Raw genomic sequence first — 16277 nt, 5'->3', positions numbered from 1 at the left:
AAAAGGAACAATTCAAATAGCCGCGGCATTTAGCCATTTGACGATAACAAAGGCGAAATACCGCGGCTATTTTTCTTCGTTTCAGAAGTAGTCGGCCTTACTGATTTTCAGTTTTTTGATTTTGGAATGAAGGGTAGTGGCCGGAATATCGAGGAATTCAGCGGCGCCGTCCTGGCCTGAAATTTTGCCTTGAAACTGCTTTAAAACCTCTATAATGTAGGCACGCTCCACCTCCGAGAGCGTTTGCGTAGGCAGCACAGGCATTGCCTTGTCTTCCGGCTGTTGCTTGGGCAAATGGATTTCCCGGATAACGGAGTCGTCGCTGAGCAGTACGCTTCGCTCGATCAGGTGTTCCAGCTCGCGGACGTTGCCTGGCCAGGGGTAAGCTTGCAGTTCCTGAATGACTTTGGGCGAAATGCCACTCACTTTCCGGCCTGAATTTTTACTGTACCGGTCCACAAAAAAATGCGCCAAGGGAATGATGTCGTCGCGGCGGTTGCGGAGCGGCGGCAGAACAATAGGAAATACATTGAGGCGGTAATACAGATCAGAGCGGAAGCGGCCGGCTCTTACCTCCTCATCCAGGTTGCGGTTAGTGGCGGCTATAATGCGCACATCTACCTTAATGGTTGTTTTTCCGCCGATCCTTTCCAGTTCTTTTTCCTGCAATACACGCAGCAGCTTCACCTGCGCTTCCAGAGGCATTTCACCAATCTCATCAAGGAATAATGTGCTATGGTGGGCTAGCTCGAACTTGCCGATTCGCCGCTCGACCGCGCCGGTGAATGCACCTCTTTCGTGCCCAAACAATTCGCTTTCAATGAGATTGGCAGGCAGTGCGGCGCAGTTGACCTTGATCATCAGCTTGTTCTTCCGCGGCGAGGCATTGTGAATGGCGCGGGCGATAAGCTCCTTACCCGTACCTGTTTCCCCAAGCAGGAGCACCGTGGAGGCCGAATCGGCCACGAGAGACATTAAATGGTATACATCCTGCATTTCGGGGCCGCTGCCGACGATCTCCGAGAAGTTGTAGATTGTCCGGATCTGTTCTTTCAGCTGGTCGTTTTCGATTTCAAGCAACTGCTTGTAAGCCAATACCTGTTCATTGGCGCGGATATTGGAAATGGCAATGGAGATTTGCGCGCAAAGGCCTTTGAGCACACTCAGGTTAAGCTGGTCGGAGAGGAAAAACATCGTGCCGACATTCTGTTGGCCCACGCGCAGGGCTGACGCGTACACCTTATTCAAACCCAAACGTTTCCAGAAATTGATGTAAGCCGTGCTGTTCCCTTTTCGTTCCTCCTCCGCAATATCAATCACAATCGGCTCCTTGCTCGCCAGTACCTGGGCGAAGAAATACTCATGCACGGTGGCCCTGCGGTTGGTAAGCTGGTCGAACAGGTCCATTACATTGCTGAAAAGCGAAATGTCCCACAAATACGGGGTTAATGTCTCGCCGTCGTCCTCGATAATCCGGATCATTGCCAGCCGGGTGCCAAGCAAGTGTTGCAGGGCCTCGGAAATGGCGGCTTCAAGATCCTCTTTCGTTCGCACGGCGGCGATATTCTGGCTGAAATTGAGAAGAAAAGACTTTTCGCTTTCCCGATTGAGAATCTCCTCATTGGCAGTAATGTTGCTAGCCGCCGTCGATAACTGGCTGGAAATGCGTTCGATAATGTGCACGGCGCAGTCGTCGAAAGTACCCGTTTCATCTGAAAAAAGAATGAGGCTGTGCCTTCGGGCATCTTCACCGGGCAGTGCTTTGATCATCATCTCCCGCGCACCCGCCGCATAATGCAGCTTAAACCAAACTGGCGCATGATCGACATCGAAATTTCGCAGATCGAACAACACCGGCCCTTCAGATTTCGCCGCAACGTCGTAAATGCCATCTGCCACCGGGTAAGGCGTGGTAATTGCCTCGTTATAGGCATTGTAATCCCTGGATTTTGACTCGGGATCGGTCAAAAACGCATTGTAGGTCTGGCGCTCCTCGTCAAGGATCGTCATGACGCAGGCGGTGAAGTTGATCACCTTTCGCAAGCCTGCATTGATAACGTGCAACAGGTCTTTCCTGTCACGAACTTTCACCATTTGGTTGCTCAGTTCAAGCAGAACATCGTTGATTCGCTCCTTCTGCGCAAGTTGTTCGTTTCCAAGCATAGTACGTTGCCTTTCAACAAGTCCCCCATCCGGTGCGCCTCATGCTCGCTTCGTTAACCTGTTGCTGTGGAATATTTTTTTAATGATTGATGGTACTACTGGTAAAGATACATGATTTCCTGCTGTTGAAGATCGTCTGTCCATCGATCAATGTAGTCGAAAAGCCCCTGCTGGGCAGAACCTGGCCCCATTTCACTCCGGGAACCGAAAACAATGAGCCCCAATGCCAGACACCGGACGATGTCCATCTGCCGCGCCAGGCCCAGGCAAAATCCCTCTATGAAATGCTCACGGGCCTCGGGCGCTATCTCAAAGCTCGATGCCACCTTTTTTCGTGCCAAGAGCAACTGGGTATGCCGGGTAAAAATAATTGCCTGGGTGGCCGAATATACCAGCAGACGATCGATGTTAATTGTCCGGAAAATCGAAACGAATTTCTTTTTCAAATCCGGGAAATTCTGGTTCACTACGCCGCCGTACTCATGCACGCCGTTCAGCACCATCCATAGTTTAATGGCCTCATCTTCGTCCAGCGCAATGGTAACCTGCCCACATTCCGAAAAATCGGCAATGATACCGATCGCCTCCTCCACCTGAAACGACCTCCGAGTAAGCGGATCGCCGAGGTAGAAAATGAACTCGGGCCTCTGCGTACCTACGGGCCGGACGGCCCCGTGCAGCAGGCTGCTCCAAAGGCCGGAAGCGCCGGAAAGACTGGCCCAGTCGTGGAATGCGATGGCGCGGCAGTTCCTCACAAACGGCTGTAACACATTGGTCACCGTGCCGCTGGTGAGGTAGCGCCATTTATCCTCCTCGTTGCCGGTGCGCGGGATGCCGCCGCTTAGGCGGTAGAGCGGGCTCAGATCTTGCTTAACATTTAATGTCAGACTGCGGATGCCCATCAGTTGAAGTACTTCCGGCAGGGCTGATTCTCGTATGCCCAACGGATTGATACCGAAGTCCCATACCGAAAAGTCCGGCGAGCCGCTGGCTGTCGGGTGGCGCAAATAGGTATGCTGCGACACGGCCGGTCCTCGCAGCTGCATTTTCAGGTCCGTCAGGATCGGGCCTGGATTCACGATTTGGAGGTTAAGTATTTCCATTTTTCGTTTGATTCAGGTTTAAAGAATAATGTTATTGTGCGGCTGTAAATCGTTGGGCAGATCGCGTTCGCCCAGCATTTCACGGAGTTCTATATTCAGCTGTTGGCTCATTTGCGAAATCGGAACGTCGTTCGCACTTCCTTCGAAGGGGTTTTCGGTACTCTCTCCCACCTGTTCGAGCGAAATGTACATCCACGAAATGAGCATGCTGAACGGGATCGTGACCCAGGCCATATACCCACGCAGGGGCGCATCCACGACCTCGTTGAGCAGGTCAAAATCATGCACTATCCCGAACGGCAGCATAAAGCAGAACGTCCACACGAAAATGTTGTTGATCACCGCATACTGCCGCGGATAGGGCGAATCTTTGAGCTGCTCACATTTGCTCTGCACGGCATAAAAGTCTTTAAGCATCTGCTGCATTGCAGCAGATTGCGCCGCTGCGACCTGCCCGTTTTCGTTCAGCGATTTGATCGTTTTGCTTTGCAATGCAAGAATTTTCCCCATCCTGTGTCTCGATCGAAGAACGAGTTCCAGTTCATGATTCGGTAGAAATTCTTTCAGCTCGGTTTCTACGGGCCGCGTGCGTTCAGGAATGTGAAAAAGCTGCTGGTATTCCTTATTATGGCTCTTTTCGTTGCTTTCCCACACGCGGTCCTCGCGCAGGTAATAACGCAGGGCCGTGAGCCAGGCGAGATGGCGGTAAACCAACTCTTTACTTTGCACGGAATTATTCAGGAAGTCGATGCTAATGGTGCCCCAAAAGCGGCTCAGGCTCAGAATGTCTGTCCAGAGCCGCGCTCCTTCCGCTGCCCGGTTGTAGGTCTGCGCGTTTTTGAAACCCACTGTAAATGCCGTAGCAGTACCCAAAAGCGCCACGACCGGCCAGGGCACATTCAGCCATTTCAGTCCCCATATTTCATGAATGATCACGGGAAATAACCCCAGAAAAAAGAGGATGTAGATATTCCGTCGCGTCCAGACGAGAAACTCACCCAATCGATAAGATTTACCTATGTGCATTGTGCTTAGAATTGTTTTTGGTATTGAAAAAATCATAACCCTACCGATGCCGCGACGCCAGTTCCCAGACTGCCGCTGCAAATGCGCGTGGATTCTCCTGCGGGAGATTGTGGCCGGCGTGTGGTATGATCCGGTGCTGCCGCTCTCCGGAAAATCTGCCAGCAGCCAACTTCCCATCGGTAGCCGGTACCACGCCGTCCGACCCGCCATCAAGAGTGATTGTGGGCACTGTGATTACCGGCTGGGCTGCCAGGCGCCGTTCCAAATCGTCATAAGGCGGAGAACCCGGGGCAAACCCCAGTCGGTGGCGGTAGGAATGAATGGTAATGTCGACATAATCCGGATTGTCGAAAGCAGTGGCGCTGCGGTTGAAAACCGCGTCGTCGAATTTCCATTCGGGCGAGTTGCGTGTCCACATCAGCCGGGCGATCTCGCGCCGATTGGCCGTGAGCCCGGCATGGCCACGCTCGGTCAGAAAATAGTATTGGTACCAGAATCCCGCCTCTGTTTTGGCAGCTAGCGGCCGCGCAGCTTTTGAAATATCCTGGATCAGGTAGCCATTTACCGATACCAGGCCTGCACAACGTTCGGGCCAGAGCGCAGCGACCACGCAGGCAGCTCTTCCTCCCCAATCGTACCCGGCCAGTACCGCGCGGGGAATTTTTAATGCGTCCATTAAGGCGATTACATCATTGCCAATTGCCGCCTGCTGCCCCGACCGGTGCGTGGCCTCATATATAAAACGGGTTGAACCGTGGCCTCTCAGATGCGGTACGATCACACGGCAACCGCGGGAAGCGAGCAGCGGCGCTACCGCTTCGTAAGAATGGATGTCATACGGCCAGCCGTGGAGCAGTATGACCGGACTTCCGTCTTTCGAGCCCAGTTCGGCGTAACCGACGGACAGCTCTCCGGCCTCGATCTGCCGAATGTCGGACATTGGGTCTTGGCGGAAAGTTGCGGGAACATCCGCCTTCCCCCTCCCCATGCGGTACATATGAATGTAGGAAGCGTCCGGCACCATCAATGGCCCCGCAGCTAACGTGAGTGCATTCAGGAAATTTCGGCGGTTGTATCGGGGTTTCATCGGAGTAGTCTTATGTAAATCAGATGAATTCCCGGCCACCTTTTCGAAGAAGTGAAAGGTGGCCCGGGATTTGAAATCATATTTATTTGGAAGCCAATCCTTTACTATCCACATTGCTGGCCGCATTGCTGATAAAAGCGGCCACCTTGGCAGGCTGCGAGAGCATCGGCACGTGGCTGGAATTCAGTTCGAGCGACTGTGCATTCATTTTCTTTGCCAAAGTGCGTTGCAGGTCGGGATTGATCATCCTGTCGTTCCCGCCCACAATGAACCACGACGGTTTTTCGTGCCAGGCGGCTTTGCTTACTTTTTCTCCCGTCGTGAATGCGGCCCACTGGCCTTGCGTGGCAAGGATCAGCTTGCGCTCCGGCATCGGCAAATCCTGCGCGAAATCTTCGAAAATGCCTTTGGGCGTCAGGGAGAGAAAGCCGGCAGCATCAGCCTGGACTTGTTCGTTACCCGGTGCGGGGGGCGCGGTTTTGGCTACATCGTTTAGTGATTCACCTTTGTCCGGCGCGAACGCTGCCACATATACGAGGCCTGCCACTTTCGGGTCGTTGCCCGCTTCGCTGATCACCACGCCGCCCCATGAATGGCCCACCAGCAGCACCGGTCCGTCCTGCAAAGCGATAGTGCGTTTGGTAGCATTAACGTCGTCGTTGAGCGAGGTAAGCGGGTTTTGCACCGCGGTGACTTTGAAGCCTTTTGCTTCCAGGTGCGGGATCACTTTCGACCAGCTTGACCCGTCGGCAAATGCGCCGTGGACCAGTACGATGTTTTTGACGCCCTTTTTTGGGTCTTCCGGCTTCTGCCGCGATTCGATCTGCTGGCGGGAAACGAATGCAAAGAGCGCCGTAGCGATCACTCCGACGAATATTGAGTTGAGTTTTGACATGATTTAAAATGCTTAACGGTGAATTTTGAAAGCTATTGATACTAGGCCAGGTACTTTTTGAGCTCCGCACCAATCTGGCGGATATGCGAACGAACGGCAGGCAAGCTGGCCAGACTATTGAGCAGGCCGAAATCATGGATCATTCCATTGTAGCGGACGGTGGTCACGGGTACGCCGGCTTCGTCGAGTTTGCGGCCGTAGGCTTCGCCTTCGTCCCGGAGGATATCATTTTCGGCGGTCTGGATGAGTGCCGGCGGCAAGCCTTTTAGTTGCTCCGACGTCGCTTGCAGTGGCGAGGCATAAATGGTTTTGCGTTCTTGGGGATTTTCAATATAGAGATCGTACATCCATTTCATTAGTGAAGTGCTCAGGAAACGGTCTTTCCCAAATTTTCGGTAGGATTTGGTTTCGAAATCGGCATCCACGATCGGCCACATCATTACTTGAAGTTTGATCTCTGGTCCGCCTTTTTCCTTGGCCATCAGGCAGGTAACGGTGCTCATATTACCGCCCACGCTATTGCCTACAATCGCCAGTCTGCCGCCGTCGACATTGATCATGTGGCCGTTGGCAGCAACCCATTTAGTAGCTGCATAAATCTCGTTGATCGCCTGCGGATAGCGCGCCTCGGAAGTTCGGGAGTAGTTGACGAACACAGCCGCCATTCCTGATTCGAGCACAATGTCGCGGACCAGGCGGTGGTGCGTCGGGAAGTCGCCCAATATCCAGCCGCCGCCATGAATGAACATGAATGCAGGCAATGTATCGACGGTATTTTCGGGACGGACAATGTGGAGATCCACCGTGTATCCGTCACTGGTGATGGTTTTCAGGTCTATTTTAACACCCGAAACATCCACTTCCACCGATGCCTGTGCATTGGCGAGGCCAGCCTGCGCGTCGGCGAGCGGGAGCGTTTCTAGGGCTGGCCCGCCCAACGTGTTGACGATTTTTAGAAATTCCCTGACTTCTCTGGACAGCTTGGGGTCGGTCGCATAGTCCTTCACGGACAGCTTTTTTTGTTTCTTTTTCATGTTCTCTTAATTCCTCTTAGTTAACCCTGAATTTCCCATCCATTGAATCACCGTGTTGCTGATCGGACTTCGCGGGAACGGCGCGCCGACGTTGGTTTGTCCCATGCACGAACGGGTGGAAAGTGCATACCCCTTACAGCAGCCTCGGTGAGCTGGCACCCGTCATCTTCGTTTCAATGAAAAGAGAAAGTTTGTTGTGCAGGCAGGGAGTCAAACTGATTCCCCGGTTATGTCTGCCCGATTGCTGTATACCATTGCAAGGCGCATGCCAACTAAGCAATAAATTGATTTACAATAGCTTAATTATTTAAGATGGAAGATTTTGTGACGATATTTCGAGCAATTACTTGTTGCGGCGCTAAATACAGTGCGTAATGCGCTGAATGCCTGGCGTCAAATTTATTAAGCGTTCAAAGGTCATATTGCTCAATGACAAACATTTCCAGCCCTTGTTTTGTCTATATGAAATGCAATAGTTCGTATTCTGACGAAATACAGCCAGAAAGATACCTTTCAAATTTGATATGAATTTGATTGTCAATTAATTGGTGCGTGTTTAGATCTATTAGGATTTAAAACGACCAGCCATTAAAAAAACAAAAACATGAGAATCGTATTCCTTGGAGGAACAGGCGTTATCGGCGCAAAAGTAGTCAGCCTACATCGTGAATCTGGGAATACTGTAGTCGCAGGCTCGCCCGCCACCGGTATTAATACCATTATGGGCGCGGGGCTGGCAGACGCTATGTAAGGTATGGACATCGTTGTCTACCTTGCCAACTTACCATCATTCGAAGACAACGCAGTATTGGAATTTTTCCGGGCCGCCGGACGCAATCTGCTGGAAGCGGAGGCCAACGCTGGTGTAGAACATCACGTCGCACTTTCAATTGTTGGGGTCGACATTATGAACAACATTGGATATATGCGTGCGAAACAGGCTCAGAAAGAACTGATCAAAGAGTCGGGAATTCCTTACAGCATTATTCGCAGCACTCAGTTCATGGAATTTCTGAAAGGAATAGCGGACCAAGCTACACAAGGAGACGAGGTACACTTGTCCAATGTATTGTTCCAACCCATCGCCTCGGCCGACGTTGCTTGGTTTGTAACGAAGTATGCAGGCGGTGCTCCTATTAATGGAAAGCTGGACATTGCCGATCCGGAACGTTTTGAAATTCATGAGATTGTTTCACGGTACTTAAAGCATCCGAATGATCCTCATAAAGTCGTATCCAATGGCCAACCGGAATATTTCGGCGGAGAAATCAATATCGTGGCTCTGGTGCCGGCCGGAAAAGCTGACATATGAAGCATTAATTTCGAACAATGGCAGAGCATGAAATGATGTTTGTCTGATGAGGCTTAATCCATTTCCTGGGCCTGGCGGTCAAAATAGTAATACGCAAAGGAACAATACATGTCTACATACTCAAGCTTAACCGACTTTGCAAAGTGGGTTGACCAACTATTGCAGGTACGGCAGGTTACCGAAAAGGTTACCAGATGTTTTGACCTGAATTGAATCGAAGTGACATGCAAATCTTTTTAAGAACTCACAATAGCGACATCTATGAATGAAAAGGCGCTCGTTGAAGCGCTATAAGTTGTCCCGCTGGGATCGCAAAATATGGACGAAAGTAGTTGATTGTCAGTTAAGTTATTCGCACCTATCGAATAGGTGACCGAATTGGGGACCGAATGAAATGATTTTATTTGGCTTCAATTAAAGTGTTCCCTTTACAAATTTAGCATACTGAACCCATCAATCCTAGTGTATAGATTTACTACCTGATTGGTCGTTAACGAGGTTACCGTTTTCACGAAGACCGAGGAAATGGTTGACCCCTTTCAACACAACTTTTGAAAGTGGAATTAATTCAACATCAGTGAGAGATTTATTAATCAGTTCACTGATCTGGTTATACCACCTTATGTTTCGGCTCCAAAAAATTTCGTCGAGAGAAACCACACTCAGCAATAGGTCTCCTTCAAAAAGGTCTCCTTCTGCAATAATATTTTCGTTTAACAGCTCAATGGCTCGTGGAAGTAGAATTTCTAACGCAGTTCTTTGGCCGATCATAAATCTAATGTCTTCAACGCTGAAATCATCCACATTCTTTTTTAAAAGTTGATTATGTTTGTTTATCAAATTGGTTGAAACTAACGGCGAAAGTGTGATCGCCAAGTCCAAATCAAGAAGGCACCTTGCATTAGAATTCATACATGAGGCTACTTTTGCTGGGAATTGTCAAGTCCTGAAAAATCGAACAGTAAATGAGTTGCGAAATTACTTGTAAAGATCCAATAACTTTATGAATATTCCCTGCCGACGCTGATTTATGAATATACATTTTGCCTATATTATACCAATATCGATCGCTATTGCGTATCATATCAAGACGCCTCAAAGGTCGGTGTCGAGAGTCAAGTTTACTGCCGATAACGGCTGCAAGCCCGATGATCTCAAATGGAAGCCGACCAATATTTGGGTAAGCAGGATTCTATCTACGAGAGATTGCTTCCCCACCGAGAAAAAATAATTCCACTAGGCTAGCGATTGACGCATACCATCTGTGCTGTCGAAACCTGTTATTACCAGTTTAAAATGAAGTTTATCAATCTATTTGTGCTCCTGGTATTCGTGAATATTTTCACGTCGTGCAAGAAAGAACAATCTGTCCGCGAACCCAAGCCTGAACATGATGTTGCCGAAACCATCTACCTGGGTAGTTATAACTTTAACTTATACGCACTTGATGCAGCTAATGGGGCAGAAAAATGGGTGGCTGTAACAGGTGGGAGAATTCTATCCAGCCCCACCGTTGCAAATGGTGTTGTGTATGTCGGGAGTACTGATAAAAAACTACACGCATTTGATGCCGCTACCGGAGCAAAAAAATGGGAATTTACTGCTAATGGTGATATTCATTCGAGCCCAATGGTAACCAGTGGGCTGGTATATTTCGGAAGCCGTGATGGAAAGCTATACGCAGTGAATATGGATGTGGGTACAAAAAAATGGGAGTTCCCGACTGGTGAACCAATTTCTTCGAGCCCAATGGTTGTAAACGGTGTAGTATATATCGAGAATGACGCGAAAAAATTATATGCGATTGATGCCGCTACCGGTATGAAAAAATGGGAGTTTGCGATGGGCTGGACGGATATGGGTTTAAGCGTTAGTCCTACATTTGCTAACGGTCTGGTCTACACAGGCGATCTTGAAAAATTTGTTGCAATTGATGCTGCGACCGGAATTCAAAAATGGGAAGCTCTGAAAGGTTTCGGTATTACTTCGTCTCCAACAGTTGCCGGCGGCGTGGTGTATGCCATGGCGGGTAACCAGAAGTTGTACGCTTTAGATGCGGCTACCGGAACAAAAAAATGGGAGTTTACCACTTTTAATGGCGCGAGCAGTCCCACGGTTCGTAATGGCATCGTCTATTTCAGCAGCCGTGAGGTTGGAAAACTGCACGCAGTCGACGCGGTCACCGGATTGAAAAAATGGGACTTTCCGCTGTCCAAAAATACCGTTTCAAGTCCGACCGTCACCGGTGATGTGGTATACGCATCTGAATTTAGCCCATACACTTATGCCCTCGATGCTAACACCGGCGCCATCAAGTGGACTTCTGTTATGGGTTTCGCTGGGGTTGTTTCTTCAGCCTGTGTTGTAATGAAGAGTGGAAAAGTATATCACTCTGGGATAAGTGGCGCACAGGATTAAGTCGGTCCGTTTTCACGGTACCACTAAACTTGGTGGTCAAGGTCCTTTAGTTGATCATTATTTCCACCTAATTGAAGCATATTCTTGATCAGTGTGGTCTATGAGGTGACCGTCTACATGGGTTAGCAGATCGATCTTGATTCGGAAATACTGTTTGGATTCTTCGGGCTCGTCGTGGTTGAAGAATAGGTGTTCGTGGTTTTCATTCAGATTGCCCTTGAACTTGGATTCACCGGGCAAAGTCCTGTTGCTTTTGGATACACGCCGTTTATAGCCGGTCGTACCGTCGAGCTTGCGGTATTTTACCGAATGGATAGAGGGACGGCCGCGGTCGTCGTCAGCGCCGATCCAGTCCATTGCCACTTTGCGTTTGATTACTTGTTTGAGAACCACTTGCTGTTCTTTTCAGCGAAGTTGCAAGTCCTAGTGAGGAGGGAGAAGGACAGGATTTGTGCAGTGGAAAGTTACCGATGGGCTAAGTCGCTCTATATAAAAAAACAGGCAGTCTGGGTTAATTCCCCAACTGCCTGTTTAAGTAAGCTTGACTTCTACGGATTTGTTATCTTTTTATGATAATATGATTGCTTTCAGTGCCGTCTCTTAGCTGAATTTTTAGAACATATCTGCCGTTCATCAAATTTTTGGTATTGATTTGCTCGATAGGGCCATCAGCCTGGTACACCACCTTGCCAGCCAGGTCAAAAAGATAGATCTTGTCGACTTTACTGTCATTAAGCAGCAATTGGAGCTGTTTGCCTCCTTCTACTGGGTTAGGATAAACGACAACATCGGCATCGGAGAATTTTAGGGTCTGAATACTGCTGTATGCAAAGGTGCCGTCGGTATCAACCATTTTCAGGCGATAGTAGACTACATTGCCTCCTGGGCTTGAATCTACATAGGAATAATCTTCGTCTTGAGTACCACGGTTTTTGGTCGGTACGCTTCCGATTTTTTGCCAGTCCCTGCCATCCCTGCTCCGTTGGATGTCAAATCGTTCGCTGTTGATTTCACTGGTTGTACGCCATGAAAGAAGGGATGTTTTGCCTTCCGCAGTTGCTCTAAATTCATTAAGTACAACGGGAAGTGGGCCTCGTGGATCGGTTTCTGCAAACAGGTCCGCGAATTCCGGAAACATTCCATACGTTTCCAGCGAGGTTGCAGGAATAAATGTACCATTCTGTGTTGAAGCATAGAGGACTTGGGGAAGCGTACCCTGATAGTGAGCGAACACGGCGGCGGAATCGGGTTGTGGTGTAGTTAGAAGAAAATCTCCTTCCCAAACATCACGAATGTCGATATCGGGATCTATTACTAAAGTAGGTATTTTTGGGTTTTCTGGTGCCAGGGATTGACCACCTCCGCAGACCGACACTGTGAACGTCACATCGTGCTGTGATTGTAAGTCCCGCCGTCCTGGATACGTGCGCACACAAATTACCTGATATTGGCCGGGCCGTTCAGCTTGGAAAGTGATTTGGTCGCTTGTGGTTGTAAAGGTTTGTTGGGTAGGAAGGATCGTCCAGTTGTGAATATACTGGCCGTTAGACGGTGTGGCCAGGGAAACGGAGATATTAGCGGTATTGTTCTCTGTGGTTCTGCTTTCGTCAAATGGATAGCATACACTGTAGACCGAGATAATTGGTTGTGGCGGAACAGGAAGCGATGGGCAAATCGTAGTATTGTTTCCAACTAACAGACCCTCTGCCACGCCAATAGCCGTCCAGTTCAATGATCTAGCAACTACGTGAACCGTATTGAAATTTTGTCCGTAGATTGCTGCGAAGGGAGTTTGCCGTCCTACACCTGTAACAGCGTTCACTGCATTAACATCCAACATTTCGCGCTGGTTTTGGGATGTAATAGGGCCAGTATAGTCAATGGCGCTAAAGGTTGGGACAAAACAAAATTCGAATTCGGACGTGCTATCGAATAACTTATTTGGTACCGGGGAGGTTGTCCTGCCGCCAGGTAAAAAGTCATCATTGAAAGGGCTGTTGTAACTTCTTGTAACTCCGAGCCGTTTGAAGAATATTCCCCACGTGGCGAAACGAATAACATTCGAGTTTTGGTTTAACGCATTTGTGTGGATATCGATATTTGAATTCTGTAATCCAAATGGTGTCCAGCTCCTCAAAAGTCGGCTACCATAATTATAGTCATTAAAAATTGCGCGATCTTGGGCGTTCATACTCCCATGTATAACAGCTATATTCCTGCTAAGTTGGGGATAGCCGCCATTTCCCAAGTTACTTAAATTGGTCCTGAATGCATTAAAAGCTGGTGCCTTTGAGCCTACTCCGCCTGTAAGTTGACCTCCCCAATGAAGCATCATTTGAGTAGCAGCGGGAGTTAGCATTGCATTATAGTAGTCGCGCCATCCCTTCGCGAAAAACTTCAATATTACATTTGTGAGTAAGGTTGGATTGGACTCCCATAGCAGCTGAGTAACACCAACGGGCATATTGGCTCCCTGATGAGGGGTATCATAACAGATCATCAAACGAACATTATGCGTAATTCCGTCTTGTTCCATTTTGCGAATTGCATACCGAGCTACCAGCCCACTCATACTTGCGCCTATTACAATTGTTTGAATGTTGCCTTGTTTAATGTTATTGATGTGTTGGATGACTTCTTTCATGACCTGGGCATTATTTTCAATGGGCGCTCTTCCATCATCGTAGTTTAGAAAAACCAAATCAAAGCCTTCTCTTAACCATTGATTCATTGGTTCTCGAAATTTAGCTTCAAGAGCATCGAGATTAAAATCGTTCCCCATGTCAAAGCCTTCTGCAATTATTACCGGTTTATCCAGTATGGCGTCACAACCAGAGACGATGCGGATTGTTGCACCCGCAATGTTCGTTCTAGCGGTTTTTTCTGACATTGTTGAGTCCGAAACGAGAGCTGGCGCGGAAATATGAAACTCCGTTAGTGGTTTTACCCTCTCGAGCTGCAAAACATTAACGTAGGTTTCAAACTCATACATACGACTTGACGTTTTCAATCGGATCTTTATTGGATGTTTTCCGGTCGTTTCAAAACTGTGAGAAATAAGTTGCTCAGTCATGTCATAGCTCGAATACCCGTTTCCGTCACCAAAGTCAATATTCAAGCCAGTTATTTTGGCATGGTGATTTGCTATTAGAAGTTTCGGACTTATTTTGAAAAAGGCATCGGCTTGATAAAGCTCCTCTTGAAGAGCGGCCGCATAGAGAATCCTAAATTTTTCATATGACGCAAAATTCGCGGGCTGACCAGACTTTTTGCTTTTCTCGTTTTCTTGTAGTTCGTGTTCCGTGAGATAAACACTCTCAAGATCGATAATACCCAACGGTATAGTGTCACTCCGCGTTAGTTTCGCCGGATTTATTTCCACTAATTGGGTCAATTCAGGTATTTTTTGGTTGGTAGGTCGTAAATCGGCGTCGTAAAGCCGTTCATACAAGTTTTGCCACTCTTCTGATGAGACAGGTTCCGGTTTGAGTGACTTTGAGTAAAAGATTCGTTTTAAGTACGTCACTTCATTCTGGCTTGTAACGGCGGCGTTCAAAAATAGTGCATTGTTAAGTCCAGACAGATCAAGCTTACTAAGCGCATTTTGTCTCTGGATAAGATAATCTTGGGCAGTTATCGTAGAGAAGGGGAAAAGTAAGCCTAAAAGGAAAAGACATAGCTTTTCCTTGATACATTTGGAGAAATGTTTCATTAGTTATGTATTTGAAGTGATAAAACGATTACTGAGGCATTAATTCGAAATCCCATTGAACTTTTCCTCCAACACTTGAGATACAGCAACTACTCGTTTGTTGCCCATTCTTGAAAATTTTTTCAACTTTATATCTCTCTTGGAATTTCGGGTTTCGAATGGGTAAATATGGGATAAGAACGTTGATTGATATATATTTCTCAGGCACTTCCAGGACGAGTTCATAGTTCCCATCTTCATCTGTATAAGTGTACTTGAGCTCCTCTGAATCGAGGTTCCTCATACCGTCTACCTCAACCATTATGCTGTCTACCGGCTGCTGGTTTTGATCAGTTACTCTTCCGTAAATGGAAGTAGTACGCTCTCCCTTGTCTTTATCACAGCTCAATAAGAAAATGAGAAAGAGCGCAAATACCATCGTGATCAATGGCTTTCCCCAACAAAATTCTGCGTCTCGTAGTATCATATATGTCACTGTCTAGGGTAAATTATTACTAAAGTGCTAGTTCGAAATCATATCTTTGATGCTTTGGTAGGATCCATACTACTACCAACTCGATGTTGTTTCATACTGTTCAAGCTTGAATGAAAGCAATGAGTGTAATATTTACGCCCAATTTCTAATATAAGCGGTTACATGCAAGCAAAATATAAATAATTGCGAATCAATTACAAGTAAATTGTTTGTCGGTTACAGTTAGAAATATAGTGCGATTCCGACTGGACAGAAAAACCCTCCAAACGTATGATTGGAAGGTTTTTTTTAATGATTGGTGCTTAAAGACAGAAGTAAGGTAACAATTTTTTAATGCTTATGTAGCTAAATGCTTATTTATAGTGAGCTGGCAAAAGCATCCGCGACCGATTTTTCCTTCAATACTGCCATAAAGCAAGAGCCATGTCGAAAAGTAAATCCAGGATATTCTGCCAACCGTTCGGGAACTTTGCCGATAGTTGTGTCTCGGCTTTGCGCAGTCCATCCTATGGAATGGGGCATGACGGCAAAAACATGGCCACGTTTTTCTTTCCAGACCGGAGAATACTGCTCAATTACAGTGACGTTGTTGGGTAATATGACCCGGTTTGCGTAGGCTACTTCGAATGGCGCGCGCCGATCGGTGGTAGATATCCGTTGGTAATTTCACTGCTTGTGTAAGCTTTCCCGATTTTGTAAGATTTCCCAGCTTGTCACAAATAGTGGTCAGGAAAATCGTATAGGGATGCAATTTTTGCTGCAGCGCTAATCGCCGTTATCTTAGCCCCGAGTAACTTTTTTAATATGCTAAGTCCGGAATACTTTGAATTTATATTGAATTGCTTCGCTGAAGGCCATCATTACGAAGTGCCAAAAGATGCAGGCTATTATTCTACCGACATAATTTTTGAAAACCGGCACTTGTGCGATTTGAAAGTCAAGTTAGGGTCAATGGATTATATCCCTGCAATTGCCCCACAAGCCTGATTTTGTCGCTGACGAGAAACATACCGCTGATGATTCCGCAGTAAGATAATTCCGGGTTACGCTCC

General features: G+C 47.7%; 12 protein-coding genes. 2 read left to right on the top strand and 10 right to left on the bottom strand.

Features of this window, described 5'->3' with window-relative positions; all coding sequences use genetic code 11:
• Window positions 1-81 precede the first annotated feature (81 nt).
• The 6 genes from AAHB90_RS15960 to AAHB90_RS15935 form a co-directional block, all read right to left on the bottom strand.
• Window positions 82-2163 (bottom strand): sigma-54-dependent Fis family transcriptional regulator, encoded by a 2082-nt coding sequence (locus tag AAHB90_RS15960; protein WP_342086206.1) that lies wholly within the window; start codon window positions 2161-2163, stop codon window positions 82-84.
• Window positions 2164-2258: 95 nt separating this feature from the next.
• Window positions 2259-3266 carry a hypothetical protein gene (locus tag AAHB90_RS15955; protein ID WP_342086205.1) on the bottom strand — a complete coding sequence of 336 codons (1008 nt, stop codon included), beginning with the start codon at window positions 3264-3266 and terminating at the stop codon, window positions 2259-2261.
• 18 nt (window positions 3267-3284) lie between these two features.
• Entirely contained in the window at window positions 3285-4292 is a 1008-nt protein-coding gene (locus AAHB90_RS15950; RefSeq protein WP_342086204.1) for a bestrophin family protein, read from the bottom strand.
• Between the two features lie 40 nt (window positions 4293-4332).
• On the bottom strand, window positions 4333-5379 hold the full coding sequence (locus AAHB90_RS15945; protein ID WP_342086203.1) for an alpha/beta fold hydrolase: 1047 nt from the start codon (window positions 5377-5379) through the stop codon (window positions 4333-4335).
• Between the two features lie 82 nt (window positions 5380-5461).
• Complete coding sequence (locus AAHB90_RS15940) at window positions 5462-6274, bottom strand: alpha/beta fold hydrolase (RefSeq protein WP_342086202.1); 813 nt, start codon at window positions 6272-6274, stop codon at window positions 5462-5464.
• A gap of 41 nt (window positions 6275-6315) precedes the next feature.
• A complete protein-coding gene (locus AAHB90_RS15935; RefSeq protein WP_342086201.1) occupies window positions 6316-7308 on the bottom strand; it encodes an alpha/beta hydrolase in 993 nt (330 codons plus the stop codon).
• Between the two features lie 754 nt (window positions 7309-8062).
• Here AAHB90_RS15935 and AAHB90_RS15930 point away from each other — a divergent pair.
• A complete protein-coding gene (locus AAHB90_RS15930) occupies window positions 8063-8620 on the top strand; it encodes an SDR family oxidoreductase (protein ID WP_342086200.1) in 558 nt (185 codons plus the stop codon).
• 459 nt (window positions 8621-9079) lie between these two features.
• Here AAHB90_RS15930 and AAHB90_RS15925 read toward each other — a convergent pair whose 3' ends face one another.
• Entirely contained in the window at window positions 9080-9532 is a 453-nt protein-coding gene (locus tag AAHB90_RS15925; RefSeq protein ID WP_342086199.1) for a contact-dependent growth inhibition system immunity protein, read from the bottom strand.
• 384 nt (window positions 9533-9916) lie between these two features.
• Here AAHB90_RS15925 and AAHB90_RS15920 point away from each other — a divergent pair, with 384 nt between their 5' ends.
• Complete coding sequence (locus tag AAHB90_RS15920) at window positions 9917-11038, top strand: outer membrane protein assembly factor BamB family protein (protein WP_342086198.1); 1122 nt, start codon at window positions 9917-9919, stop codon at window positions 11036-11038.
• A 57-nt stretch (window positions 11039-11095) separates the two neighbouring features.
• Here the strand turns inward: AAHB90_RS15920 and AAHB90_RS15915 are convergent, their stop codons facing one another.
• From AAHB90_RS15915 to AAHB90_RS15905, 3 genes are all read right to left on the bottom strand, one after another.
• Window positions 11096-11431, bottom strand: a complete 336-nt coding sequence (locus AAHB90_RS15915) for a hypothetical protein (RefSeq protein ID WP_342086197.1) — start codon at window positions 11429-11431, stop codon at window positions 11096-11098.
• A 166-nt stretch (window positions 11432-11597) separates the two neighbouring features.
• Window positions 11598-14750: a T9SS type A sorting domain-containing protein gene (locus tag AAHB90_RS15910; protein ID WP_342086196.1), complete on the bottom strand. Its 3153-nt coding sequence runs from the start codon at window positions 14748-14750 to the stop codon at window positions 11598-11600.
• Between the two features lie 28 nt (window positions 14751-14778).
• Window positions 14779-15216 (bottom strand): carboxypeptidase-like regulatory domain-containing protein, encoded by a 438-nt coding sequence (locus AAHB90_RS15905; RefSeq protein ID WP_342086195.1) that lies wholly within the window; start codon window positions 15214-15216, stop codon window positions 14779-14781.
• Window positions 15217-16277: the final 1061 nt, after the last annotated feature.

This window comes from Dyadobacter sp. OTU695 (assembly GCF_038440355.1).
Lineage (GTDB): Bacteria > Bacteroidota > Bacteroidia > Cytophagales > Spirosomataceae > Dyadobacter.
This window is presented reverse-complemented; position numbering and strand designations above follow the sequence as displayed.

Excerpts from the sequence above, each read along its gene's own strand:
- AAHB90_RS15960 (WP_342086206.1), bottom strand. The coding sequence starts at position 2,163 with ATGCTTGGAAACGAACAACTTGCGCAGAAGGAGCGAATCAACGATGTT.
- AAHB90_RS15955 (WP_342086205.1), bottom strand. The coding sequence starts at position 3,266 with ATGGAAATACTTAACCTCCAAATCGTGAATCCAGGCCCGATCCTGACG.
- AAHB90_RS15950 (WP_342086204.1), bottom strand. The coding sequence starts at position 4,292 with ATGCACATAGGTAAATCTTATCGATTGGGTGAGTTTCTCGTCTGGACG.
- AAHB90_RS15945 (WP_342086203.1), bottom strand. The coding sequence starts at position 5,379 with ATGAAACCCCGATACAACCGCCGAAATTTCCTGAATGCACTCACGTTA.
- AAHB90_RS15940 (WP_342086202.1), bottom strand. The coding sequence starts at position 6,274 with ATGTCAAAACTCAACTCAATATTCGTCGGAGTGATCGCTACGGCGCTC.
- AAHB90_RS15935 (WP_342086201.1), bottom strand. The coding sequence starts at position 7,308 with ATGAAAAAGAAACAAAAAAAGCTGTCCGTGAAGGACTATGCGACCGAC.
- AAHB90_RS15930 (WP_342086200.1), top strand. The coding sequence starts at position 8,063 with ATGGACATCGTTGTCTACCTTGCCAACTTACCATCATTCGAAGACAAC.
- AAHB90_RS15925 (WP_342086199.1), bottom strand. The coding sequence starts at position 9,532 with ATGAATTCTAATGCAAGGTGCCTTCTTGATTTGGACTTGGCGATCACA.
- AAHB90_RS15920 (WP_342086198.1), top strand. The coding sequence starts at position 9,917 with ATGAAGTTTATCAATCTATTTGTGCTCCTGGTATTCGTGAATATTTTC.
- AAHB90_RS15910 (WP_342086196.1), bottom strand. The coding sequence starts at position 14,750 with ATGAAACATTTCTCCAAATGTATCAAGGAAAAGCTATGTCTTTTCCTT.
- AAHB90_RS15905 (WP_342086195.1), bottom strand. The coding sequence starts at position 15,216 with ATGATACTACGAGACGCAGAATTTTGTTGGGGAAAGCCATTGATCACG.